The following is a 22,989-nucleotide window of genomic DNA, read 5'->3' on the forward strand; positions in this document are numbered from 1 at the left end:
CTGACGGTGTTCGCGCCCACGTCACGACACTGCTGAAGCGCACGTCCTGACGCCGGTCCGGCGCCCGCCCGACGGCGGGCGCCGGACCGATCCTGTCCATGTCATTGACATGCACTCGTCTCAGCATGAGTCTGAGAGCGCTCTCAAGCCGGTACGGACCAAGTCCGTACGACCCCGACCCCACACGGAGGTGGAGAGTGCCTCACAGGCTCACCCGCCGCGCGCTTCCCCGTCGCGCGCTCCCCCTGGCCGCCGCCGCGGCGCTGCTCGGCGGACTGCTCGCCCTCGGCGCACCCGAGCGCGCCGACGCCGCCGTCCCCGACACCATCCCCCTGAAGATCACCAACAACTCGGGCCGTTCCGAGCCGGTGTACATCTACGACCTCGGCACCCAGCTCTCCTCGGGACGGCAGGGCTGGGCCGACGCGAGCGGCGCCTTCCACGCCTGGCCGGCGGGCGGCAATCCGCCGACTCCCGCACCGGACGCGGCGATACCCGGCCCGGCCGCCGGGCAGTCCATGACCATCCGCATCCCCAAGTTCTCCGGCCGCGTCTACTTCTCGTACGGCCAGAAGCTCGACTTCCGGCTCACCACGGGCGGGTTGGTGCAGCCGGCCGTCCAGAACCCGTCCGACCCCAACCGGAACATCCTCTTCAACTGGTCGGAGTACACGCTCAACGACTCCGGGCTGTGGCTCAACAGCACCCAGGTGGACATGTTCTCGGCTCCGTACGCGGTCGGGGTGCAGCGGGCCGACGGCAGCGTCAGCAGCACCGGTCACCTGAAGTCCGGCGGCTGGAACGGCTTCTTCAACGCGCTCCGCGCCCAGCCCGGGGGCTGGGCGGGCCTGATCCAGACCCGCTCCGACGGCACCGTGCTGCGCGCGCTGTCCCCGCTGTACGGCGTGGAGACCGGCGCGCTGCCGGCGAGCGTGATGGACGACTACGTGAACCGGGTCTGGCAGAAGTACACGACGTCGACGCTGACCGTCACGCCGTTCGCGGACCAGCCGAACACCAAGTACTACGGCCGTGTCTCGGGGAACGTCATGAACTTCACCAACGCCTCCGGCGCGGTCGTCACCAGCTTCCAGAAGCCGGACGCGGCCAGCATCTTCGGTTGCCACAAGCTGCTGGACGCACCCAACGACCAGGTCCGCGGGCCCATCTCCCGTACGCTGTGCGCCGGTTTCAACCGGTCGACCCTGCTGGTGAACCCCAGCCAGCCGGACACCACGACGGCGAACTTCTACCGGGACGCGGTGACCAACCACTACGCGCGCGCGATCCACGCGCAGACCGCCGACGGCAAGGCGTACGCGTTCGCCTTCGACGACGTCGGCAACCAGGAGTCACTGGTGCACGACGGCAGCCCGCAGCAGGCGTACCTGACGCTGGATCCGCTGAGCTGACATGCGAGCGGTCCCGCACCCGGACGGCCGGGTGCGGGACCGCTGTCGTCAGTGCCGGATCAGCCGGTCGTCAGGGACGTGTCGTCCACGACGAAGCTGGTCTGGAGGGAGGAGTCCTCCACGCCGTTGAACTTCAGTGTGACCGTGGAACCCGCCAGCGAGGACAGGTCGAAGGTCTTCTGGCTGTAGCCGGAGGCCGCGTTGAGGTTCGAGTAGGTCGCGAGGGTCTTCGAACCGGCGGTCACCGTCAGCTTGTCGTACTGGGTGCTGGTGGTGGTCTCGGCGGTGTCGACGTGCAGGTAGAAGGTCAGCGTCGCCTTGCAGCCCGCGGGGATCGTCACCGACTGGGAGACGCTGTCGGTGTGCGAGGAGCCGTACCCGTCCAGCCAGGCCTTGTAGGAGCCGCTGTGGGCCGCCTCACCGCTGTCCGTGGTGATGACGCCGCTGGTCGCCGTCCAGCCGGTGCTGCCCGACTCGAAGCCGGGGTTGCTCAGCAGCTGGGTGGAGGTGCAGCCGCCGCCGGTCGCGCTGACCGTCCAGCCGAAGGTGGCGGTGCCGGTCGCGCCGGTGGAGTCCTTCACCGTGACGGTGGTGCTGGAGGTGCCCGCCGTGGTGGGCGTACCCGAGATCAGACCGGTCGAGCTGTTGATCGACAGGCCGGCCGGCAGACCGGAGGCGCTGTAGGTCAGCGCGCCGCTGTTGGTGCTGCTCGCCTGGATCTGCAGGTTCACGGCGGTGCCGACGGTGGCGGACTGGCTGCCCGGGTTGGTGACCGTCACCCCGCTGCTCGGCGGGTTGATGTGGCCGCCGACGTTGATGCCGGCGAACGCGTTGCCCACCCCGGCGTACTGCGTGGAGTTGGTGCCGTACAGCGCGGCCGCCGCGTTGAGGGCGGCGGTGCGGGCGCCGGCGTAGTTGGTGCTGGACGTCATGTACGTCGTCAGCGCCTTGTACCAGATCTTCAGCGCGGCGTCGCGGCCGATGCCGGTGACGGCGACGCCGTCGGAGGTCGGGCTGTTGTAGGTCACACCGTTGATGACCTTGGTGCCGCTGCCCTCGGACAGCAGGTAGAACATGTGGTTCGCCGGGCCGGAGGAGTAGTGCACGTCCAGGTTGCCGACGCCGGAGTACCAGCTGTCCGCCGAACCGCCGTCCTTGCTCGGCTTGTCCATGTACCGCAGCGGCGAGCCGTCGCCGTTGATGTCGATCTTCTCGCCGATGAGGTAGTCACCGACGTCCTTGGAGTTGTTCGCGTAGAACTCCACGCCGGTGCCGAAGATGTCGGAGGTGGCCTCGTTCAGGCCGCCGGACTCGCCCGAGTAGTTCAGGCCCGCGGTGTTGGAGGTGACGCCGTGGCTCATCTCGTGGCCGGCCACGTCCAGCGAGGTCAGGGCGTGGGTGTTGCCCGAGCCGTCGCCGTAGGTCATGCAGAAGCAGCTGTCGTCCCAGAAGGCGTTGACGTAGCCGCTGCTGTAGTGGACGCGGCTGTAGGCGGCGACGCCGTCGTTGCGGATGCCGCTGCGCCCGAAGGTGTTCTTGTAGAAGTCCCAGGTCTCCTGTGCGCCGTAGGCGGCGTCGGCGCCCGCGGTCTGGGTGTTGGAGCCGGTCCCGTCGCCCCAGACGTCGTCGGCGTCGGTCATCAGGGTGCCGGTGCCGGAGGTGCCCTTGTTGAGGTTGTACGTCTTGTGGCCGCCGCGCGTGGTGTCGTACAGCTGGTACGTCGAGCCCGACAGCGTGGTGTTGAGGGTGACGGTGCCGCTGTACTGGGTGTTGCCGGTGCCGGTCTTGATCGCCTGGTACCGGTACAGCTCCTTGCCGGTGGTGGCGTCGGTGATGACGTGCAACTGGCTGGGCGTGCCGTCGTCCTGGAGGCCGCCGACCACCGTCTCCCAGGCGAGCTTCGGGGTGCCGTCGCCGGCCCAGATCACCTTGCGGGCGCTGTCGGTGGAGGGCTTCTCGGCCTTCAGGGACTTCGCGGCCTTCAGGGCCCTGGTCGCGGCGGCGGCCTTGCTGACGGTCGCGGTGGTGGAAGGCACCTTGATCGTGCGCTTGTTGTTGAAGGTGGTGCTCACGGTCCCCTTGGCCAGCGAGGCGGGCGGGGTGTGCACGACGAGGTCGCCGCCGAGGACGGGCAGTCCGGCGTAGGTGCGCTCGTACCGCGTGTGCAGGGTGCCGTCGTTGTCCTTGACGACGTCCCTGACGACCAGCTTCTCCTGGGCGCCGAGGCCGAGGGTGCGGGCGGTCGTGGCGGTCTGCTGCCGGGCGCTCTTGATCAGCGCCTGGTGCTGGGCCGGGCTGAGCTTGGCCTCCAGGCCGCCGGCGCGCAGGGGGCTGGGGTGGGCAGCGGCCGGTGCGGCGGTCGCCGGAACCGCCTGGAGACCGACGGCGAGGAAGGCCGCGGTGGAGACCAGGGCGGCTCCGACCGTGGCCCGCTTGTGGGGAAGGGGTCTGTGGGGTCTCACTCGTACTCCTCCTGCTGCGGCCGCCGGTCGGCGGCCGGTGACAGACGGGCAGAGGGGTCTGCTGCCCGGGGTGAGCTGAGCTGTGCGGGACCGTGATCCGAGAACGGGTGGGGTGGATCAGCGTGCTGAGGAGAATGACAGCATTGACCGAGCCATGTCACCTCACGGCGGGTCAATCGAGGGTTTTCCCTATCGGCCCGGAAGCACGAACAGGGAGGTGACAGGGGGGCCTTGAGGCATAGGTTGGGCGGTGGCGGAATCCATGCCTTGGCTGAAACGAGGGGCACGACTCATGACCGATCCGGCCACGACGCCCGTGTCAGCGGCGCACCAGCAGATCGACACGTCGGTGCCGCACTCCGCCCGCATCTGGAACCACTGGCTCGGCGGCACGGACAACCACCCCGTCGACCAACAGGCCGGCGACGCGTACACCGCCGTCTTCCCCGGCATCGTCACCATCGCCCGTAGCAGCCGCGCCTTCCTGCGCCGCGCCGTCACCCACCTGGTCCGCGAGGCGGGCATCCGGCAGTTCCTGGACGTCGGCGCCGGCCTGCCGACCGCCGAGAACACCCATGAGGTCGCCCAGCGGCTCGCACCCGGATCACGGATCGTGTACGTCGACAACGACCCGATGGTCCTGGCCCACGCCCGGGCGCTGCTCGACTCCTCCCCCGAGGGCGCGACCGCCTACGTCGACGCCGATGTCACGGACCCGGACCGCATCCTCGCGGCCGCCGCCGAGACGCTGGACCCGGCCCGGCCGACCGGGCTCATCCTCAGCAACGTCCTGGGCCATGTCGCCGACCACGGCCAGGCCCGCTCCATCGTCGCCCGGCTGATGGCCGCCCTGCCTCCGGGCAGCCACCTCTGCGTCAACGACGGGTCGTCGGGCATCGATCCGGTCTTCGAGCGGGCCCAGGAGGTCTACAACAACAGCGGCGCCGTCCCGTACCACCTGCGCACCGTCGAGGAGATCACCTCGTACTTCGACGGCCTGCACCTCGTCGACCCCGGCGTCGTACCGGTCACCCGGTGGCGCCCGGAGCCCGGCTCACCCGCCCCGGTGGTCGTCGCGGAGCACGGAGGGATCGCCCGGAAGTCCTGACGTCCGGCATCGACGCTGTTCACAGGCGCACGGTCAGCTCCACGGTCGCCTCGTCGCCCACCGCGAGCCCTTCCGGCGTACGCACCGCCTTCTTCAGCGGGAGCAGATAGGTGCCGTCCTTCGGGAAGAGCGAGGTGGCGAAGTGCGTTCGGCCGATCCTGGCGGTGACGGGGATCGCGCCCCAGCCGTAGGTGGCCTGGGCGGCCACCTCGGCGATGTCCGCGGACTCCTGGTCGGGCACGGTGACGAAGTAGTACGGCGACGGCCCTCGCCACTCGACGACCCGGCCGGCGAAGGAGAGTTCCATGCGTTCCGATTCCGTTCGGGAGGAGGGTGCACGCCGTCGCGCAGAGCGTAGCGTGCCCCGAACCGGCCCGGCGCCTGGGCGGGTTGGGCGGGACCCCGGCATTCCGCCGCTGACCGGGGCGTTGTTACCGTGCACCGCGTGTCTGACTCCTCACGCGATACCGCACAGGGCGCCGGCTGGGGCGCGGCCGAACCCGGCACCTACAGGCGGCTGATGCCGGACCACGTCGAGAAGCTGTCGTGGCTGGATCCGCGCGTCCTGTGGGCCGCCCGCAACGGCGTGCTGGCGTCCTGGTTCGGCGATCCGACCGGCCGTACCCGCAGCCGCTGGGTGGCCTCGCGGGCGGCCGCGGGAGCGCCCGCGGACAAGGTGATCCGGCGGGACGTGCCGGAGCGGTTCTCCTTCATGGTCATCGGGGACACGGGTGAGGGGGACGACTCCCAGTACTCCGTCATACCCGGCTTCCTGAGGACAAGTCAGGGCACCGACTTCGCGGTGATCGCCAGCGATGTCATCTATCCCGTCGGCAGCGCCGACGACTACGGCGACAAGTTCTTCCGGCCGTACCAGGACTATCCCGCGCCGATCTACGCGATCCCCGGGAACCACGACTGGTACGAGGACCTCGGCGCCTTCATGCGCGTCTTCTGCGCCGACACCCCGCCGCCCGGCCCGGAGCCCCGGCCCCGCCCGCTCACCCGCGCCTGGTTGCGTTCGCTGCTGTGGCACCGGGCGCGCCCCGCCGACGAGCAACGGCTCGCCGAGGCACGGACGTTGCGCGCGGCACCGGGCCAACAGGCCGTACAGCCGGGCCCGTACTGGGCGATCGACGCGGGACCGGTGCGGATCGTCGGCATCGACACCGGTCTGCTGGGCACGGTCGACGCCGAACAGGGCGCCTGGCTGAGGGAGATCTCCACAGGGCCCCGGCCGAAGATCCTGGTCACCGGATCACCGTTGTACGTCGACGGGGAGCACCACCCCTGCCCCATCGAGGGCGGCGGCACGGTGGACGAGATCGTCCGGGCCCCCGAGCACCACTACGTGGCCGCGATCGGCGGCGACATCCACAACTACCAGCGGTATCCGGTCGACGTGGACGGCCGCACCATCCAGTACGTCGTCGCGGGCGGCGGCGGGGCGTTCATGCACGCCACGCACACCATCCCGCGCGTCTCGGTCGGTGGTGTCACCGAGGACGCGTTCCGCTGCTACCCGCTGCGCGGCGACTCGCTCGCCTTCTACAGCCGCCTGTACGGCCGCAGGCTCCGGCTGCGGCGTTTCTTCACCCTCACCGAGGCGGAGGCGACGGCCGTGATCGCCGAACGGCTCGGCATCGAGCCGGCCCGTGCCCCCGGCCCGGACGTCCGGGTCACCCGCCGTGCCCGCCTGGTCGCGAGCCTCCTCGGAGCCGGCCGCCGCCCCGGCCGGCCCGCCCGGTTCCGGCTGCCCGTCCGGAAGATCTACACCCAGCTGTTCTCACCGTCCTCCGCCACCTACAGCCCGCCCTTCTTCAAGTGCTTCCTGCGGCTGGACGTCGGTCCGGACGCGGTCCGGCTGCGCTGCTTCGCCGCGACCGGCAACCGCGCGCAGGAACTCGACCCGCCGGTCGAGGACGAGGTCGTCATCCCGCTGTCCCGGCCGGCGTGACCGGAGGGACCGGCCGAACTGATCACACGGTTGTCACACTCGCCTGCGAGAATCGATGCGGAGGCCGTCGTACGACCGCTGGAGGAGCCCGTGCCGTCCACCCTTCGCCCGTTGCGCAAGCTGGGCTTCCTCACCATCGGCCTGTTCGACCCGGCGGACCCGGGCCGGGGCCACGAGTCCACCCTGGAGATCATCGAGCTGGGCGAGCGGCTCGGCTTCGACAGCGCCTGGGTCCGCCACCGGCATCTCCAGTACGGCATCTCGTCCCCGGTCGCCGTGCTGGCCGCCGCCTCGCAGCGCACCCGCCGGATCGCGCTGGGCACCGCGGTGACACCGCTCGGCTGGGAGAACCCGCTGCGGCTCGCCGAGGACCTCGCGACGGTCGACGTGCTGTCCGGCGGCCGGCTGAACCCGGGCGTCAGCGTGGGCCCGCCCCTGCACTACGACCAGGTCAAGGACGCCCTCTACCCGGACACCGCCGACGCGGAGGACTTCTCCTACGAGCGCGTGCGGCGGCTGCTGGACCTGGTGCGCGGCAAGCCCGCCACCGACTTCAGCGGGGTGGAGGGCATCGAGGTCTTCAGTGACGTCGTCCAGCCGCACTCCCCCGGGCTCGGCCGGCGGCTGTGGTACGGCGGCGGCAGCCTCGGCTCGGCGCGCTGGGCCGGCGAGCACGGCATGAACTTCCTGACGAGCAGCGTCGTCAAGGCGGAGAACCCCGAGGCACCCCTGGACTTCGCGGAGATCCAGCTCTCCCACATCCGCGCGTTCCGCGCCCACCACCCGGACGGGGAGGCGGCCCGTGTCTCCCAGGGGCTGGTGGTGATCCCCACCGACTCGGCGACACCGCAGCAGCGCGCCAGGTACGAGGCGTACGCGGCCGGGCGCCTGCCCCGCACGGCCTCCCCGCAGGGCCCGGCGCGGCTGCTGTTCGCGCCGGACCTGGTCGGCACCTCCGCGGAGCTGGCGGAACGGCTGCACGCGCACGCCGCGTTCCGCGAGGTCGACGAGGTGGCGTTCGCGCTGCCGTTCACGTTCGAGCACGAGGACTACGTGCAGATCCTCACCGACATGGCGACGCGGCTGGGTCCGGCGCTGGGGTGGCGGCCGGCCGGCTGAGTCACCAGCGTCCCGCTTCCGTGCCGGTGACCGGTTCGGAGGGCCGCCCGTCCACCCCGACCGGCACCTCGCCGTGGAGCATCACCCGGTGCATGACCCGCGGGGAGCCCACGTGCGCGTGGTCGCTCGGGGCCAGGTGCATGGTGGCCCGGTTGTCCCAGAAGGCGACGCTGCCGGGCTCCCAGCGGAAGCGGACCGTGTACTCGGGGCGCACGGCCTGCTCCAGCAGCATCTCCAGCAGCGCCGCGCTCTCCGGCCGGGAGACGTCCACGATCTGCTCGACGTAGTAGCCGTTCACGAACAGCACCCGCTCCCCGGTCTCCGGGTGCACCCGGACCAGCGGGTGCACGGAGGCGACCTGGTGGTCCAGCAGGTGGCGGACGTAGGCGTCGTCGCCGGGCCGGGGCTGGTAACCGACGCCGAGCCGGTGCTCGGCGCGCAGGCCGTCGACGAAGGCGCGGACCGGGGCGGACAGTCCGGCGTAGGCGGCGGCCAGGTTGGCCCAGGTGGTGTCGCCGCCGTAGGGCGGGACGGTCTCGGCGCGCAGGACGGTCGCGGCCGGCGGGTCGACGCGGGCCCCGTGGTCGCAGTGCCAGCCGCGCAGCAGGGTGTGCCGGCGCCGGCTCAGCCACTCGTCGTGGTCCATGCCGTACCGCCCGCCCAGTTCCAGCCGGTCGGCGGTGGTCTCGATCTCGGGGAAGCCGGGCGGTGAGTGCGGCCCGCGGCGCGGGAGCACCACCGGCTCGCCGAAGCGGCGCGCGAAGGCGATGTGCCCGGCGTGGTCGAGCCGCTGCCCGCGGAAGAACACCACCTTCCAGCGCAGCACCGCGTCCCTGATGAGCCCGGTCACCGCATCGTCCAGCGGCTCGGCGAGGTCGACGCCGGTGATCTCGGCGCCGATGTGCCCGGCGACCGGCCGCACCTCCACGCCCGGCACGTGCCCCGTTCCGTCCGCGGTCGCCCTGTCCGTCGTCATGCGCCCTCCGGTGCTCGTCCGTGTCCGCTACCGGGGAGATCGTGACACCCTCTGCCCCGGCACGGCGAACTCCCGTATCACCGTGTTCCGGAACACGGCCGTGCCGCCGACGCTGAACAGCGCCAGGCGGTCGTCGACCAGATAGGGGAACACCTCGGCGGAGTGCACGTACCGGCCGTCGTCCACGAACATCTCGACGGACGTGCGGTCCACGAGGATCCGCAGCCGCACCCGGCCCGCGGACCGGTCGAACGGGGTGCGGCTCTCCTGCCGGGTGCCGCCGGTGTCCGGGTTGACGGTGCCGCGCCGGTTGAGGAAGGCGTAGTCGCCGTACACGCCTGTGTCGATGTGCCGTACACCGTCCGGGGAGCGGCGCACCTGGACGCCCGCGCCGGTGAGTTCGGACCAGGTGATCTCGGTGGTCAGCTCGTAGGAGATGCCGGTGTGGTCGAGGGTGCGGGTGCCGTCGACCGTCAGGTCGCCGAGGCGCACGGTCCGGGAGACGTACGCGTCGAGCGCGGGGACCGGGCGGGAGGCGAGGTGGTAGCCGCCGTAGGCGGACCTCTTCAGGGTGATCTCGCGGACGATCGAGTCGGTGCCGTTGAAGCCGTCGCCGTCGATGGTGGGGGTGGTGTGCGCGTAGGCCCAGTTGTTCAGCCAGCCGAGGGCGTGACGGGTGGCCGGGTCCACCGTGCCGTCCGGCTTCCGCTTCTCGAAGGTGACGGCCGCGTACCAGTCCCAGCCGTGGTCGAGCCACTGCGGGTCGGCGAAGTCGGCGGTGAAGCCCGCGCCGTCGAACGAACCCGTCCAGTAGGCGTAGGTGTTCGGCTGCCCGGAGCCGGTCCCGTCCGCGCTCACGCCCAGCACCCACTTCACGGCGCCGTCGTCGGCGGTGATGCGGAACAGGTCGGGGCATTCGAGGACACCGAGGCCGTCCTTGACGAAACCGCCCGCGTACGTCCAGGACCTGAGGTCCGCCGAGTGGTAGAAGCCGACCTTGTTCCGTTCGGCGAGGGCCATCACCCAGCGGTCGTGGTCGTCGTCGCGTATCACCTTGGGGTCGCGGAAGTCGGGGACGCCCGGGTTGGCGAGAACGGGCTCCGTGCCGTGGTTCGTGAACGTACGGCCGCCGTCCGTCGAGTAGTACAGGAACTGCTCCTGGTGGTCGGTGCCGCCGCCGGGTGACATGGTGACGACGGCGACGACCGCGCCCGCGCCGAAGCCTGCCGTGCCGGCGGTGTCGACCACCGCCGAGCCCGACCACACGTCGCCGTTGACGGTCGTGTCCTTGGGGACGGCGATGCCCCGGTCGGTGAAGGAGACGAGGTCGGTGCTGGTGGCCAGCCGCCACGCGGTGCCCTCGCGGCCGTCCAGGTAGTCGGCGTTGTAGAGGTAGTAGCAGTGGTACTCGCCGTCGATCCAGACCGGGCGCTGCGGGTCGTTCTTCCACTGGTCGGGCACGGTGAAGTGGTAGTCGGCGCGGTACCGCGCGCATCCGGCCGCCGGCCCGGACCGCGGCTTCGCCCCGGCGGGCGCCGCGGGCAACAGCGCCGCTCCGGCTCCCGCGGCCGTGGAGGCGAACAGGGCCCTTCTGCTCAGACCACGCATCGTTCGGTGTCCCCTTCCTGACGGGTCATCGGCTGAAGGGGACTGTAGACCTAACTCGTTAAAGGTCAAGTGTTCCCGAGCCTTGACACCGATGTGACGCGCTTTTCATCATCGTGGGCATCACCACTCGACTAACACGAGTTAGGCACGCTTGGATGACCGACTCGCTCTACTCACGCCGCGCTCTGCTGCGGTACGGCGCCTACGGCGCGGGAGCCGCCGCGCTCGCCGGCACCGCCGCGAGCTGGGACCGGCTCACCGGAGCCGACATCCCGGGCCGCGACGACGGCTCCCTGGTCGTCGCCACCCTGGGCTCCGCGTTCGCCCCGGCCGGGGTCCGCGCCCTCGTCGACGGCTTCCGCCGGCTGCACCCCGACATCAAGGTCCGGATCAACGCGGTGCAGGCCGTGGACTGGTCGGACTTCTTCGCCAAGATCCTCACGCAGATCGCGGCGGGCACCGCCCCCGACCTGGTCTACGTGGCCACCGAGGGCGTGCAGTTGTTCGCCCGCCACCTGGGCGTGCCACTGGACCGCTGGGTGCGGCGGGACGCGGCCGAACTGCGGGAGTACTTCGCCGACGTCCACCCCTCGCTGGTGGAGTCGATGATGTACGAGGGCAGCCTGTACCAGCTCCCGATCGAGTTCAACGCCGCCGACATGTACCTCAACACCCAGGTGCTGCGGCGCGCCGGCGCGGAGTTCCCGGCCGGCGACTGGACGCGGGACGACTTCACCGCGCTGCTGCGCCGGATGAAGAAGGCGAGCGACTCCCACTTCACTCCGTACTTCTGGACCAACCGGCTGTGGGGCGGGGTGGTCCCCTGGCTGTTCGCGAACGGCACCAACCTGCTCGCCGAGTCCAAGGCGCCGGGCGGCTCCTGGCTGTGGGACGCCTTCTACCCGGCCGACCGGCGGCGGGGCCGCGGGGGCGGCTTCCGCTGGACGACCCCGCAGGCGACGGACGACCGGGTGGTGGAGGCGTACGACTATCTGGCCTCCCTGGTCCACGACGGACTGTGCACCCGGCCCGAGGGCGGCAACGGCCAGAACCTCATCGGCGTGTTCTCCACCGGCCGGGTCGGGGTCACACCGGCGGGCGGCTTCTGGGCGGGCGGTCTGCATCTGGCCGGGATGCGTGCCGACGGCTTCGACGTGCAGTACTTCCCGCGCCGGCACACCCAGCGCCACCAGTTCGGCGCGGCCGGCTACGCGCTGCTGCGCACCTCGAAGAAACAGGACGCGGCCTGGGAGTTCATCAAGTACTCGGCCCGCCTCGACACCCTGAGCAAGCTGTTCACCACCAACCAGACGACCCCGGCCCGCCGTTCGATGCTGACCGCGGAACGCTACCGGGAGACCGGCCCGGCGCACTGGCGGGTCTTCTACGACACCCTCGACCGGTTCCCCGACACCGGGCCCATACCGGCCCCGCCGCAGGTCGCCGAGGTGACCCAGGTGCTGCTGAAGCACACCGGGACGGCGCTGTCGAGCCCGGGTTCGGTCGGGCCGGCGCTGCGCCGGATGCAGGGCGACCTGGAGAAGGCCATGGAGCGTGACGTATGACGGACACCCGGATCTCCTCCGTGCGGCCGCGGGCCGCGAGCCCTGCCGTGCGGGCCGTGCGCCCGGGAGCGCGTGAGCGGGGGACGCGGCTGCTGGCGGCGGTGTTCCTGGCGCCGACCGTGGTCGGGATCGTGATCTTCACGGTCGTGCCGATCGTCGGTTCGGTCGTGCTGAGCCTCTTCCACTGGAACGTGATCGATGCGCCCCGTTTCGCCGGTACGGCCAACTACCGGGAGGTGTTCGGCGATGCGACCGTTCTGGTGTCCTTCCGCAACACCCTCGTCTTCATGGTCTTCGCGGTCGCCGCGCAGCTCCTGATCGCGCTTGCGCTCGCGCTGACGCTGAACGGCCGCATGCCGACGTGGCTGCGCTCGGTGTTCCGCTCGGCGTTCTTCTTCCCGCTCGTGCTGTCCGCCGCGTCCATCTCGGTCGTGATGAAGTACCTGTTCAACCAGGACTTCGGAGTGGTCAACTGGCTGATCGGCCTGTTCGGGATCGCGCCCGTGCCGTGGCTGACCTCCGAGCACGGCGCGATGGCCACGGTGGTCATCGTGTACGTGTGGCAGCAGTTCGGGTTCTCCTTCCTGCTGTTCGTCGGCGGACTGAACAACATCCCCAAGGAGATCCACGAGGCCGCCGCGCTCGACGGCGCGACCGGCCCGCGCAAGCACCTCGCCATCACGCTGCCGCTGCTCTCCCCCACCCTGCTCGTGGCCTCGGTGGTCGGCATCATCAACGCGCTCCAGGTCTTCGAGCAGCCGTACGTCCTCACCGATGGCGGGCCCGGCGACTCCACCCGCACGGTCGTGATGGTCATCTACGAGAAGGCCTTCGAGCAGCTGCGGTTCGGTGAGGCGTCCGCGGTGGGCGTGCTGCTGTTCGTGCTGATCATGGCGGTCACCGCCCTCCAGTTCCGGCTCAGCCGGCGTTTCGTCCACTACCAGTGAGCCGGGTGAGTCCCATGAGCCAAGCAACCCTGACCCTCAGCCGTGCCCGGTACGCGCTCGGGCCGTGGGCGCGGATCGCCGGGCTGACGGTGTGCGCCCTGCTGACCCTCGGACCGGTCGTGTGGACCGTGTCCACCTCGCTGCGCACTCCGGCGGAGTCGTTCGACCTGCCGCCGCAGATCATTCCGGCGCATCCCAGCACGGCCGCCTACCACGGCGTGTTCGAGCAGATCGACGTGTGGCTGCTCGCGCTGAACTCGACCCTCGTGACCGCGTTGATCGCGGCCGGCCAGATGATCACCGCGGGGCTCGCCGGTTACGCGTTCGCCCGGCTGGACTTTCGTTTCAAGAAGCTGTTGTTCGGCCTGGTCCTGGCGACCATGATGGTCCCCTTGCAGGTCACGATCGTCCCGGTGTTCCTGGTCCTCAAGTCGATGGGCCTGACCGACACCCTGCTCGGTCTGATCGTTCCGGCGTTCCCGACGGCGTTCGGCACCTTCCTGATGCGCCAGTACTTCCTCGGCATGCCGAAGGACCTGGGCGAGGCGGCGATGCTGGACGGCGCCGGGCCCTGGCGGATCTTCCGGTCCGTGTACGCCCCGCTGGCCCGGCCGGGCCTCGCCATCGTCGGCGTGCTCGCCTTCAACTACCACTGGAACGAGTTCTTCCGCCCGCTGATCCTGGAGACCTCCGGCCAGAACTACACCCTTCCGCTGGGGCTGGTGTCCCTCCAGGGCAACCTCGGCACCGGTTCCATCTCGGTGGTCCTCGCGGGTGTCGTCCTCTCCATGATCCCCGCCGTCGCCGTGTTCGTCGTCGGCCAGCGCCCTCTCCGCGAGGGCATCACCTCCGCAGGAGTCAACCGTTGAGCCCCGCCGCTCCCGCCCCGGACCCGGACGCCCCCCGCTTCCGGGTCCGCCCGCCCGCCCACTGGATCAACGACCCCAACGGCCCCTTCCGCTGGCGTGGCCGCCACCACCTCTTCTACCAGCACAATCCGGCCGCCCCGGTCCACGCCGACGTGCACTGGGGCCATGTCTCCAGTCCCGACCTGGTCCGCTGGGAGCACCATCCGATCGCCCTCACCCCGACCCCCGGCGGTCCCGACGAGGCCGGCTGCTGGTCGGGGTGCGTGGTGGACGACGGCGGTGTGCCCACCGCGGTGTACACCGGTGTCGACCACGCCCACACCGGGCTCGGCACCATCTGCCTGGCCCGCGCGAACGACCCGGCCGACGACCGGCTCCTGGCCTGGCGGCCGCTGCCCGTCCCGGTGGTCCCGGGTCCGCCCCCCGGACTCGACGTGGTGATGTTCCGCGACCCGTTCGTCTTCCGGCACGCCGGCCGCCGCTGGGCCCTGGTCGGAGCGGGCCACGCCGACGGCACCCCGTCGGTGCTGCTGTACGACTGCGAGGAGCTGACCGACTGGCGGTTCGCGGGTGTCCTGCTGGACGGCCACGACACCGTCGCGGCGGGCGCGTTCGGCGAGAAGGCGGTCGGCTGGGAGTGCCCGCAGCTCTTCGAGACGTCCGGCGGGGATCACGTCCTGGTGGTGTCCCTGTGGGACGGGAACCCCCGGACCACCGGGTATCTGACGGGGCGTCTGGCGGTGACGGGCCAAGGCGGGTTGGCTTACGTGCCCCGCACGGGCGGCCGGCTCGACCACGGCCGGGACTTCTACGCCCCCGCCGTCCTCCAGGAGCCGGGCCGCGCCCTGATGTGGGGCTGGTCGTGGGAGGCGCGGGACGAGGCGGCGGTGCTGGCGGCGGGCTGGGCGGGCACGCTCACCGCGCCGCGGGTCGTCGACGCCGGTCCCGACGGCACGCTGCGGGTCGTACCGGCCCCGGAGCTGGAACTCCTGCGCGCCGACCGGCCCTTCGCGACCGGGCCAGGCCGGGCGGTGCCGCTGCCGGCAGCGTACGACCTGACGGTGACGGCGTACGGCGCCACCACCGTCACACTGCTGCGGTCGGCGGACCGGGCGCTGACGCTCCGGCTGGACCCGGACGCCGGCACCGTCGTCCTGGACCGCTCCGGGTGGCCCCGCGAGGGCGTCGGGGGATCGGCTCCGGTGACGGTGGGCGTGCCGTCGGGGCCGGGCCTCTCCGTGCGTCTGCTGGCCGACGGCTCGCTGCTGGAAGTCTTCGTGGCGGACCGGGCGACGCTGACCGAGCGGGTCTATCGCCGGCCGGTTGATGTCGCCGAGCTGCTGGTCGAGGGGGACGCCGAGGTCAGCGCGTGGGAGCAGGTCCCACCGAGGCGCGGCTGACCACGGGACAGGCCAGCCGCCGCACGGTGGCGGGCGGGGTGCGGCCGGTGTCGATGGCGTCGAGCAGCAGCCGGGCCGCGGCCTCGCCCATCGCCCGGTGCGGCAGCGCGACGGTGGTGAGGGCCGGGGTGAGGAAGGCGGCCATGTGCTCCTGGTCGTCGTAGCCGACCACCGACAGCTCGCCGGGTACGGCGATGCCGAGCCGGGTCGCGGCGTGCAGCACGCCTGCCGCGACCCGGTCGTTGTAGCAGAAGATCCCGGTGGGCCGGTGCTGCGGGGCGGTGCCGTCGAGCAGCCGGGTGGCTCCCTCGTAGCCGCCGGTGATCTCGCCGCCGGTGCGCACCACCCACTCCTTCGGCACGGTGACGCCCTCGGCGCGCAGCGCGTCCCGGAAGCCGCGCAGCCGCTCCACCGAGGCGATGTCGTCCTGCCCGCCGACCAGGGCCACCCGGCGGTGCCCGGCCTCCAGCAGCAGGCGTGCGGCGGTCCGGCCGCCGGCCCGTTCGGCGGGGATGACGGCGGGCAGCGAGTCGTCCTCGGGCAGGCAGTTGGCGAGCACGGAGTGGGTGCGGTGCAGGCCCTCGGGGACCCGGACCCGGCGCAGGGACATCGCGGCGTAGATGATGCCGTCCACGCGCCGGTCGAGGAGTTCGGCGACGGCCGCGTCCTCCTTCGCGGGGTCGCTCCCGGAGTCCACGGTGAGGACGAGGTGGTCGCTGTCCCAGGCGGTCTCCATGGCCCCGCGCAGCAGCCGCCCGGCGAACGGCGAGGTGGCGATCTCGTCGGTGACCAGGCCGATCACGGCCGTACGGCGGCGGCGCAGGCCGCGGGCGACGGGGTCGGGCCGGTAGCCGAGCCGGGCGGCGGCCTGCCGGATGCGTTCCTGGGTGGCGGGTGAGAGGTTGCCCTCGGCGCGGCCGTTGAAGACGAAGGAGACGGCGGTGTGGGAGACGCCGGCGAGCCGGGCGACGTCCCGTGAGGTGGGCCGTCCGCCGCCCACGCCGTTGCTGTCCGCGCCGCCGCCCATGCCGTCCGCTGCCCTCTTCCCACCCGCCCGGTTGATCACCGCTCACCCTATCCGTGAGGCTGGGGGCGGAAACAGCGGGAGACGGTCGGGGGAAGGTCTCCTCGTGGACGGTGTCCGCCGTACCCGCTCGACTACTTGGGCTACGGCTCCTCGATCGGCTCTTGTGTCCGTTCCCCGGCGTGTGCGCCCGCCCGCCCCGAGGCGGTGAGGCTGCCGAGGATGTCCAGCAGCTCGGCGCTGCGGCTGCCGGGTTCGGCGTGGAAGACGACCAGGGTGAGTCCGTCGGTGCCGTCCACGGACAGCTTGTTGGAGTGCAGGTCGAGGTCGCCGACCTGGGGATGGCTGAGGTGGCTCACCCGGCCGCGCCGGGGACGGACCTCGTGGCGGGCCCACAGGGTGCGGAAGCGTTCGCTGCGCAGGGACAGCTCGCCGACCAGGTCGCGCAGCCGGGGGTCGTCCGGGTCGGTCCCGGCCTCGGATCGCAGGGCGGCCACGCCTTCCGCGGTGAGGTCCGTCCAGTCCCGGCGCAGCGCGCGCTCGGCGGGGTCGAGGAACACGGCCCGCAGCAGGTTGACGCCGGGCGCGTAGTTCGGGGTGAGCGCGGTGGCGAGGGCGTTGGCGGCCAGGCAGTCGGTGTAGCGGTTCTGGAGGTAGGCGGGGTTGCGCGGCCAGCCGTCGATGAGCTGGAGCAGGCTCGCCGGGACCTGCTGTGCCCGCCGCCCCGGGCGCAGGCCGGGCGCGGGCCGCTCCTGGGCGAGCCCGACGAGGTGGGCGGTGGCGTCCGTGTCCAGCCGCAGCACCCGGGCGATGGCCTCCAGCACCTGCACGGAGGGGTTGCGGTCGCGGCCCTGCTCCAGCCGCAGGTAGTAGTCGGAGCTGATGCCGGCCAGCATCGCGACCTCCTCGCGGCGCAGCCCCGGCACCCGGCGCAGGCCGCCACCGGGCAGCCCCACGTCCTCAGGCCTCACCAGCGCCCTGCGGGCGCGCAGAAACTCACCGAGCGCGTTCGATCCGTCCACGCCCCCACCGTACGGCCGGCCGGGCGGCGGTGACTGTCCCTGTCACTCCCAGGATCGCGGGGGCACTGCCGTGCCGGGCGGATCGGGCGGAGGGTGGAGGGCGAAGCGAGCGAGGCCACCGGGAACGTCCGGTGGCCGGAACATCCTGAGAGGTACGACATGACTGCACAGCTCGGTGGCACCGTCACCCCGGCCGACGGTCTGACCCTGACCCGCGTCGGGTACGGCGCCATGCAGCTGGCCGGGCCGCACGTCTTCGGTCCGCCGCGGGACCGGGACCGGGCGGTGGCCGTGCTCCGCGCGGTGGTGGAGGCGGGCATCACCCACATCGACACGGCCGACTTCTACGGGCCCGTCGTCGTCAACCAGATCATCAAGGAGGCCCTGCACCCCTACCCGGACGATCTGCGCATCGTCACCAAGGTCGGGGCCCGGCGGGGTGCCGACGGAAGCTGGATCATGTCCCGGCACCCCGAGGACCTGAGGGCGCAGGTGTACGACAACCTGCGCAACCTCGGCGTGGACACGCTGGACGTGGTCAATCTGCGGCTCGGCGACATGGACACCCCGAACGAGGATCCGATCGCCGACCAGTTCGGCGCCCTGGCCGAGCTGCGCGAGCGCGGGCTGATCCGGCACCTGGGGCTGAGCGCCGCGTCCGCCGCGCAGCTGGACGAGGCCCGGACGATCGCGCCCGTGGTGAGCGTGCAGAACCTGTACAACCTGGCGAACCGGCAGGACGACGCGCTGCTGGAGCGCACGGCGGCGGAGAACATCGCCTTCGTGCCGTACTTCCCGCTCGGCGGGTTCACCCCGCTCCAGTCGGACACGCTGGCGAAGGTGGCCGCCCGGCTGGAGGCGTCGCCGCAGCAGGTGGCGCTGGCCTGGCTGCTGCGCCGCTCGCCGAACATCGCGCTGATCCCCGGTACCTCCTCCCCCGGTCACCTGCGGGAGAACATCGCCGCGGCGGACCTGGTGCTGCCGGACGACGCGATGGCCGAGCTGAACGGCATCGCGGGCTGACCGGACGGGGGCGGGGTACCCGGGGCGGGTGCGGCGGTCGCAGGCGGCGGTCGCAGGCGTCGTGGGAAGGAGCCGGAAGTGGCGGCGGAGGACCGGCTGCGGGCGTACCGCGGCAAGCGTGACTTCGAGCGGACCCGCGAGCCGTCGGGGCAGGCGGACCGGACGCGGGGTGAGGAGCCCCGGTTCGTGGTGCAGATCCACGACGCCCGGCGGATGCACTTCGACTTCCGGCTCCAGGTCGACGACGTCCTCAAGTCCTGGTCCGTGCCCAAGGGCCCGTCCACCGACCCCGGGGACAAGCGGCTGGCGGTGCCGACCGAGGACCATCCGCTGGAGTACGAGGACTTCGAGGGCGTCATCCCGAAGGGTGAGTACGGCGGCGGCACCGTGATCGTGTGGGACCGCGGGACGTACGAGCCGCTCAGCCACGACCGCCGGGGGTGCCCGGTGGACTTCGCGGAGTCCCTGGAGCGCGGGCACGCCACCTTCCGGCTGCACGGCGCGAAGCTGCACGGCGAGTACGCCCTCACCCGCTTCCGCGGCGGCACCGACGGGGAGAATGCCTGGCTCCTGGTGCGCAAGGGGCCGGCCCGGCCGGGCGGGAACGGCACCCCCGATCCCCGGCGGGCCCGCTCGGTGCGCAGCGGGCGCACCCTGGCCCAGGTCGCCGCCGCTGCCGGCCAGGAGTGACATCGGCGGAGCGGCGCCGTCCGGAGTGACGGCGCCGGGGCAGCGCGCGGGCGCCGGAATACGGATCACCGGGTTCCGGCCCCGGCCCGCCCTCTCGGCCTCTATGTTCGGGCGGTGTCCGCTCGCGCCCCTGGAGGCCCCGCATGCGCACCGCACTCCGTTCCGCCGTCGTCGGCGTGGTGACCGCCGCCGCCCTCGCGCTCCCCGGCCCCGCCGGGGCGACACCGGCCGGGCCCGGTGTGACGGCCCGGATCCTGGCGCAGACCACCGTCGGCGGCACCGACTACACCCTGCGGGAGATCACGGTCCCGCCCGGCCAGGGCACCGGCTGGCACTACCACGACGGCCCGCTGTACGGCGTCGTGAAGCAGGGCACCCTCAGCCACTTCGACGCCACGTGCGGCTCGGACGGCGTGTACCGGACGGGCGCCACGATCCGGGAGCCGTCCGGGAGCGATCATGTCCACATCGGCCGCAACCTGGGGGACGCGCCGCTCGTCCTCGAAGTGCTGTACGTGCTGCCGCACGGCTCACCGTTCTCCCAGGACGCGGCGAACCCGGGCTGCGCGTTCCAGTGATCAGTCGCCGGGCAGTGGCTGTTCGGCCCAGATGGTCTTGCCGGCGCCGGTCTGCCGGCTGCCCCAGCGCTGGGTGAGCTGGGCGACGAGCAGCAGTCCCCGGCCGCCCTCGTCGTAGGCGTGCGCCCGGCGCAGGTGCGGGGAGGTGGAACTGGCGTCGGAGACCTCGCAGATGAGGGCGCTGTCGCGGATCAGGCGGAGCTGGATGGGCGGTTCGCCGTAGCGGATGGCGTTGGTGACGAGTTCGCTTACGACGAGTTCGGTGACGAAGGCGGTCTCCGCCAGCCCCCAGTCCGTCAGTTTCTCGGTGGCCGCCTGCCGCAGGACGGCGACCTGGGCGGGGTCGGGCGGCACGTCCCAGGTGGCGACCCGGTCGGCGCCCAGGGCCCGGGTGCGCACGAGGAGCAGGGCCACGTCGTCGCCGGGCTGGTCGGGCAGGACGGCCTTCAGGACGTCGTCGGCGAGGGCTTCGAGGGAGGCGGCGGGTGCGGTGAGGGCGCGCCGCAGTTCTTCGGTGGCGCCGTCCAGGTCCCGGTCGCGGTCCTCGATCAGGCCGTCGGTGTAGAGGGCGACGACCGAGCCCTCGGGCAGTTCCCGTTCCGTCGCCTCGAACGGCAGTCCGCCGACGCCGAGCGGTGGCCCGGCGGTGACGGGGAGGAACTCCGCGGTGCCGCCCGGCAGGACGACGGCCGGGGCGGGGTGGCCGGCGGCGGCCAGGGCGAGCCGGCGGGAGATCGGGTCGTAGACCGCGTACAGGCAGGTCGCGCCGAGTTCGGCGACCTCTTCCCCGCTGCCGTCGGCGGCGAGGTGGGTGACCAGGTCGTCGAGGTGGGTGAGGAGTTCGTCGGGCGGCAGGTCGACGTCGGCGAGGGTGCGGACGGCCGTGCGCAGCCGGCCCATGGTGGCGGACGACTGGATGCCGTGGCCGACCACGTCGCCCACGACCAGGCCGACCCGGCCGCCGGAGAGCGGGATGACGTCGAACCAGTCGCCGCCGATGCCGGCCAGGGAGCCGCTCGGCAGATAGCGGTGGGCGACGTCGACCGCGGCCTGTCCGGGCAGGCCGCGCGGGAGCAGGCTGTGCTGGAGGGTGAGCGCGGTGGAGCGTTCGCGGGTGAAGCGGCGGGCGTTGTCGATGCAGACGGCGGCGCGGCTGGCGAGTTCCTCCGCGAACACGGCGTCGTCGGAGCCGTAGTCGTCGGGGTGGCCCATGCGGACGCAGACCGCGACGCCCAGGGTGGTGCCGCGGGCCCGGAGCGGCACCGCGATCATGGAGTGGGCGCCCTGCCGGAAGGGGCGGCCCCCCGGCGAGCGCGTGTTGCGTTCCGCGAGCCACTGGACGAACTCGGGCTCGCCGGCCTGGCTGAGCACCGCGCGGCTCTCGTGCAGCGCGCGGGCGGGCGGGGAGGTCGGCTGGTAGACGTCGGTCTCGCCGAGGTGCAGGGCCGCCGCGGGGTTGCCGGGGCGGGTGGAGCCGTGGGCGACGCGGCGCAGGACGACTCCGCCGTCCGGCAGCGTCGGCGGTTCGTCGGCGCCGAGCACCCAGTCGAGCAGGTCGACGCTGGCGAAGTCCGCGTACTGCGGAACCAGCAGCTCGATCATCTCCTCGGCGGTGCCGATCACGTCGAGGGTGGTGCCGACCCGGGTCGCGGCCTCGTTCAGCAGGGCGAGCCGGCGCCGGGCCCAGTACTGCTCGCTGCTGTCGAGCGCGGCGAGCGCCACCGCGGCCGGTTCGCCGGCGGCGTCGCGCAGCGGCCACATCTCGATGCTCCAGGCGTGTTCCTGATTGAGGGCGGGGGCACCGGTGTAGCTCTCGTAGCGGACCGGCCGGCCGGTCTCGGCGACCTCGCGCAGATGGGCCAGGAAGCCGCGACTGGGCTCGGTGTCCTCGACGGTGTCCGGGAAGAACCGGCCGAGCAGCGCCTCCTCGGGGACGCCCATCACATGGCAGGCGGTGGCGTTGACGCGCAGGTAGCGCTGGCGGAGGTCGAAGACCGACATGGACATGGACGCCTGCTCGAAGGCCTGGGCGGCCAGGGTGGTGCCGGGCGGCAGGGCCGTGACGACGTAGCCGGCGGGCTGACCGGTGGCGCCGGCGAGCGGGCAGACGGTGACGGGCAGCACGAGGCGGTGTCCGTCGCGGTGGCGCAGGGCGACCGGTCCGGTGCGGGTGGTGAGGATGCCGCCGGGGACGTCCTCGGCCAGCAGGTCCGTGGCCGGCCGGCCCACGACCTCCTCGGCCGGGCGGCCGGTGAGCAGCCGCGCTCCTTCGGTCCACCCGGTCACCGTGCCGTGCGCGTCGATGACCGCCACGGCGGCGACATCTTTCATATGCCCCAGGATGATCCGATTGCCCCGGTGCATCAAGCGGCGGGGTGTCCGGTTCAGCCCCGGTGGGCGCGGAGGGCGGCGAGGGCGCGGTCGGCGTGGGTGTTCATGCGCAGTTCGCTGCGTACGACCTCCAGGACGGTACGGTCCTCGGTGATCACGAAGGTGACCCGTTTGGTCGGGGCCAGGGAGAAGCCGCGTTTGACGCCGAACCGCTCGCGGACCGTGCCGTCGGCGTCGGAGAGCAGGGGCATCCCGAGACTGTGCCGGCCGGCGAACTCCTGCTGCTTGTCGACGGTGTCCCCGCTGATCCCGACGGGCCGGGCGCCGACGGCGGCGAACTCGGCGGCGAGGTCCCGGAAGTGGCAGGCCTCGGCGGTGCAGCCGGGGGTGAGGGCGGCGGGGTAGAAGAAGAGGACGACCGGGCCGTCGGCCAGCAGCTCGGTGAGCCGGCGGGTGGTGCCGGTCTCGTCGGGCAGGGCGAAGTCCTCTGCCTTGGCCCCGATCTCGACGCGCTCGGTCATGACCGCGCCTCCCCGCCCCGGGCGACTGCGCGCGCCCACAGCACCAGCGGCACCTGGAGGGGCAGCCGGGTGAGGGCCGCCGCCCTGAGCGGCGCGGGCCGGTCGCGCCAGTCCACGGCCATCTGGACGTTGGCCGGGAACACGCCGACGAAGAAGGCGGCCGCCGCCTTCGCGGCGAGCGCGCGAGTGCGGGGCGCCGCGATCCCGGCCGCGAGGGCCAGCTCGACGGCCCCGCTCCCGTACGTCCAGGCCCTGGGCGGGCCCGGCAGCGCACGGGGCACTGTCGCGTCGAACTGCCGCGGAACGGCGAAGTGGGCCACTCCGACGGTCGCCAGCAGACCGGCGAGCAACAGGGGTGAGCGTGGGGACCGGGGCAC

General features: G+C 72.3%; 20 protein-coding genes. 11 read left to right on the forward strand and 9 right to left on the reverse strand.

Features of this window, described 5'->3' with window-relative positions:
• Window positions 1-197 precede the first annotated feature (197 nt).
• Window positions 198-1,412 (forward strand): glycoside hydrolase family 64 protein, encoded by a 1,215-nt coding sequence (locus C3492_RS34605; RefSeq protein ID WP_103816593.1) that lies wholly within the window; start codon window positions 198-200, stop codon window positions 1,410-1,412.
• 59 nt (window positions 1,413-1,471) lie between these two features.
• Here the strand turns inward: C3492_RS34605 and C3492_RS34610 are convergent, their stop codons facing one another.
• Window positions 1,472-3,874 (reverse strand): M4 family metallopeptidase, encoded by a 2,403-nt coding sequence (locus C3492_RS34610; RefSeq protein WP_103816594.1) that lies wholly within the window; start codon window positions 3,872-3,874, stop codon window positions 1,472-1,474.
• Window positions 3,875-4,166: 292 nt separating this feature from the next.
• On the opposite strand from C3492_RS34610, the gene C3492_RS34615 reads away from it, so the two are divergent.
• Window positions 4,167-4,982 carry an SAM-dependent methyltransferase gene (locus C3492_RS34615; RefSeq protein ID WP_103816595.1) on the forward strand — a complete coding sequence of 272 codons (816 nt, stop codon included), beginning with the start codon at window positions 4,167-4,169 and terminating at the stop codon, window positions 4,980-4,982.
• 19 nt (window positions 4,983-5,001) lie between these two features.
• On the opposite strand, the gene C3492_RS34620 is transcribed toward C3492_RS34615, so the two are convergent.
• A complete protein-coding gene (locus C3492_RS34620) occupies window positions 5,002-5,289 on the reverse strand; it encodes a DUF1905 domain-containing protein (RefSeq protein ID WP_103816596.1) in 288 nt (95 codons plus the stop codon).
• Window positions 5,290-5,427: 138 nt separating this feature from the next.
• Here C3492_RS34620 and C3492_RS34625 point away from each other — a divergent pair, with 138 nt between their 5' ends.
• Together C3492_RS34625 and C3492_RS34630 are read left to right on the forward strand one after the other, a co-directional pair.
• Entirely contained in the window at window positions 5,428-6,939 is a 1,512-nt protein-coding gene (locus C3492_RS34625; protein WP_103816597.1) for a metallophosphoesterase, read from the forward strand.
• 90 nt (window positions 6,940-7,029) lie between these two features.
• Window positions 7,030-8,058, forward strand: coding sequence for an LLM class flavin-dependent oxidoreductase (locus C3492_RS34630; RefSeq protein ID WP_103816598.1), 1,029 nt, complete (start codon window positions 7,030-7,032; stop codon window positions 8,056-8,058).
• A gap of 1 nt (window position 8,059) precedes the next feature.
• On the opposite strand, the gene C3492_RS34635 is transcribed toward C3492_RS34630, so the two are convergent.
• Window positions 8,060-9,034: a TauD/TfdA family dioxygenase gene (locus C3492_RS34635; RefSeq protein WP_103816599.1), complete on the reverse strand. Its 975-nt coding sequence runs from the start codon at window positions 9,032-9,034 to the stop codon at window positions 8,060-8,062.
• A gap of 27 nt (window positions 9,035-9,061) precedes the next feature.
• Window positions 9,062-10,642, reverse strand: a complete 1,581-nt coding sequence (locus C3492_RS34640) for a GH32 C-terminal domain-containing protein (RefSeq protein ID WP_103816600.1) — start codon at window positions 10,640-10,642, stop codon at window positions 9,062-9,064.
• A gap of 155 nt (window positions 10,643-10,797) precedes the next feature.
• On the opposite strand from C3492_RS34640, the gene C3492_RS34645 reads away from it, so the two are divergent.
• Genes C3492_RS34645 through C3492_RS34660 form a run of 4 tightly spaced genes read left to right on the forward strand, consistent with a single transcriptional unit; the run spans window position 10,798 to window position 15,423 of the window.
• Window positions 10,798-12,207 carry an ABC transporter substrate-binding protein gene (locus C3492_RS34645; RefSeq protein WP_103816601.1) on the forward strand — a complete coding sequence of 470 codons (1,410 nt, stop codon included), beginning with the start codon at window positions 10,798-10,800 and terminating at the stop codon, window positions 12,205-12,207.
• Window positions 12,204-13,154 (forward strand): carbohydrate ABC transporter permease, encoded by a 951-nt coding sequence (locus tag C3492_RS34650; RefSeq protein ID WP_103816602.1) that lies wholly within the window; start codon window positions 12,204-12,206, stop codon window positions 13,152-13,154. The genes C3492_RS34645 and C3492_RS34650 overlap by 4 nt, the downstream gene beginning before the upstream one ends.
• Window positions 13,155-13,168: 14 nt before the next feature.
• On the forward strand, window positions 13,169-14,023 hold the full coding sequence (locus C3492_RS34655; RefSeq protein WP_103816603.1) for a carbohydrate ABC transporter permease: 855 nt from the start codon (window positions 13,169-13,171) through the stop codon (window positions 14,021-14,023).
• Window positions 14,020-15,423, forward strand: a complete 1,404-nt coding sequence (locus tag C3492_RS34660; protein ID WP_103816604.1) for a glycoside hydrolase family 32 protein — start codon at window positions 14,020-14,022, stop codon at window positions 15,421-15,423. Before C3492_RS34655 ends, C3492_RS34660 begins: the two co-directional genes overlap by 4 nt.
• Here C3492_RS34660 and C3492_RS34665 read toward each other — a convergent pair.
• Window positions 15,386-16,450: a LacI family DNA-binding transcriptional regulator gene (locus tag C3492_RS34665; RefSeq protein WP_181140701.1), complete on the reverse strand. Its 1,065-nt coding sequence runs from the start codon at window positions 16,448-16,450 to the stop codon at window positions 15,386-15,388. The two genes, C3492_RS34660 and C3492_RS34665, sit on opposite strands and share 38 nt — an antisense overlap.
• Before the next feature lie 140 nt (window positions 16,451-16,590).
• Complete coding sequence (locus C3492_RS34670) at window positions 16,591-17,469, reverse strand: helix-turn-helix domain-containing protein (protein ID WP_103816606.1); 879 nt, start codon at window positions 17,467-17,469, stop codon at window positions 16,591-16,593.
• 159 nt (window positions 17,470-17,628) lie between these two features.
• Between C3492_RS34670 and C3492_RS34675 the strand changes: the two genes are divergently transcribed.
• The 3 genes from C3492_RS34675 (at window position 17,629) to C3492_RS34685 (ending at window position 19,760) form a co-directional block, all read left to right on the forward strand.
• Window positions 17,629-18,492 carry an oxidoreductase gene (locus tag C3492_RS34675; RefSeq protein WP_103816607.1) on the forward strand — a complete coding sequence of 288 codons (864 nt, stop codon included), beginning with the start codon at window positions 17,629-17,631 and terminating at the stop codon, window positions 18,490-18,492.
• Between the two features lie 78 nt (window positions 18,493-18,570).
• Window positions 18,571-19,182, forward strand: a complete 612-nt coding sequence (locus C3492_RS34680) for a DNA polymerase ligase N-terminal domain-containing protein (protein WP_103816608.1) — start codon at window positions 18,571-18,573, stop codon at window positions 19,180-19,182.
• A gap of 143 nt (window positions 19,183-19,325) precedes the next feature.
• Window positions 19,326-19,760 (forward strand): cupin domain-containing protein, encoded by a 435-nt coding sequence (locus tag C3492_RS34685; protein WP_103816609.1) that lies wholly within the window; start codon window positions 19,326-19,328, stop codon window positions 19,758-19,760.
• On the opposite strand, the gene C3492_RS34690 is transcribed toward C3492_RS34685, so the two are convergent.
• Genes C3492_RS34690 through C3492_RS34700 form a run of 3 tightly spaced genes read right to left on the reverse strand, consistent with a single transcriptional unit; the run spans window position 19,761 to window position 22,989 of the window.
• Complete coding sequence (locus C3492_RS34690) at window positions 19,761-22,091, reverse strand: SpoIIE family protein phosphatase (protein WP_103816610.1); 2,331 nt, start codon at window positions 22,089-22,091, stop codon at window positions 19,761-19,763.
• A 53-nt stretch (window positions 22,092-22,144) separates the two neighbouring features.
• Complete coding sequence (locus C3492_RS34695) at window positions 22,145-22,612, reverse strand: peroxiredoxin (RefSeq protein WP_103816611.1); 468 nt, start codon at window positions 22,610-22,612, stop codon at window positions 22,145-22,147.
• On the reverse strand, window positions 22,609-22,989 hold the full coding sequence (locus tag C3492_RS34700) for a hypothetical protein (protein WP_103816612.1): 381 nt from the start codon (window positions 22,987-22,989) through the stop codon (window positions 22,609-22,611). The genes C3492_RS34695 and C3492_RS34700 overlap by 4 nt, the downstream gene beginning before the upstream one ends.

The organism is Streptomyces sp. Ru62 (assembly GCF_002920615.1).
Taxonomy (GTDB): domain Bacteria; phylum Actinomycetota; class Actinomycetes; order Streptomycetales; family Streptomycetaceae; genus Streptomyces.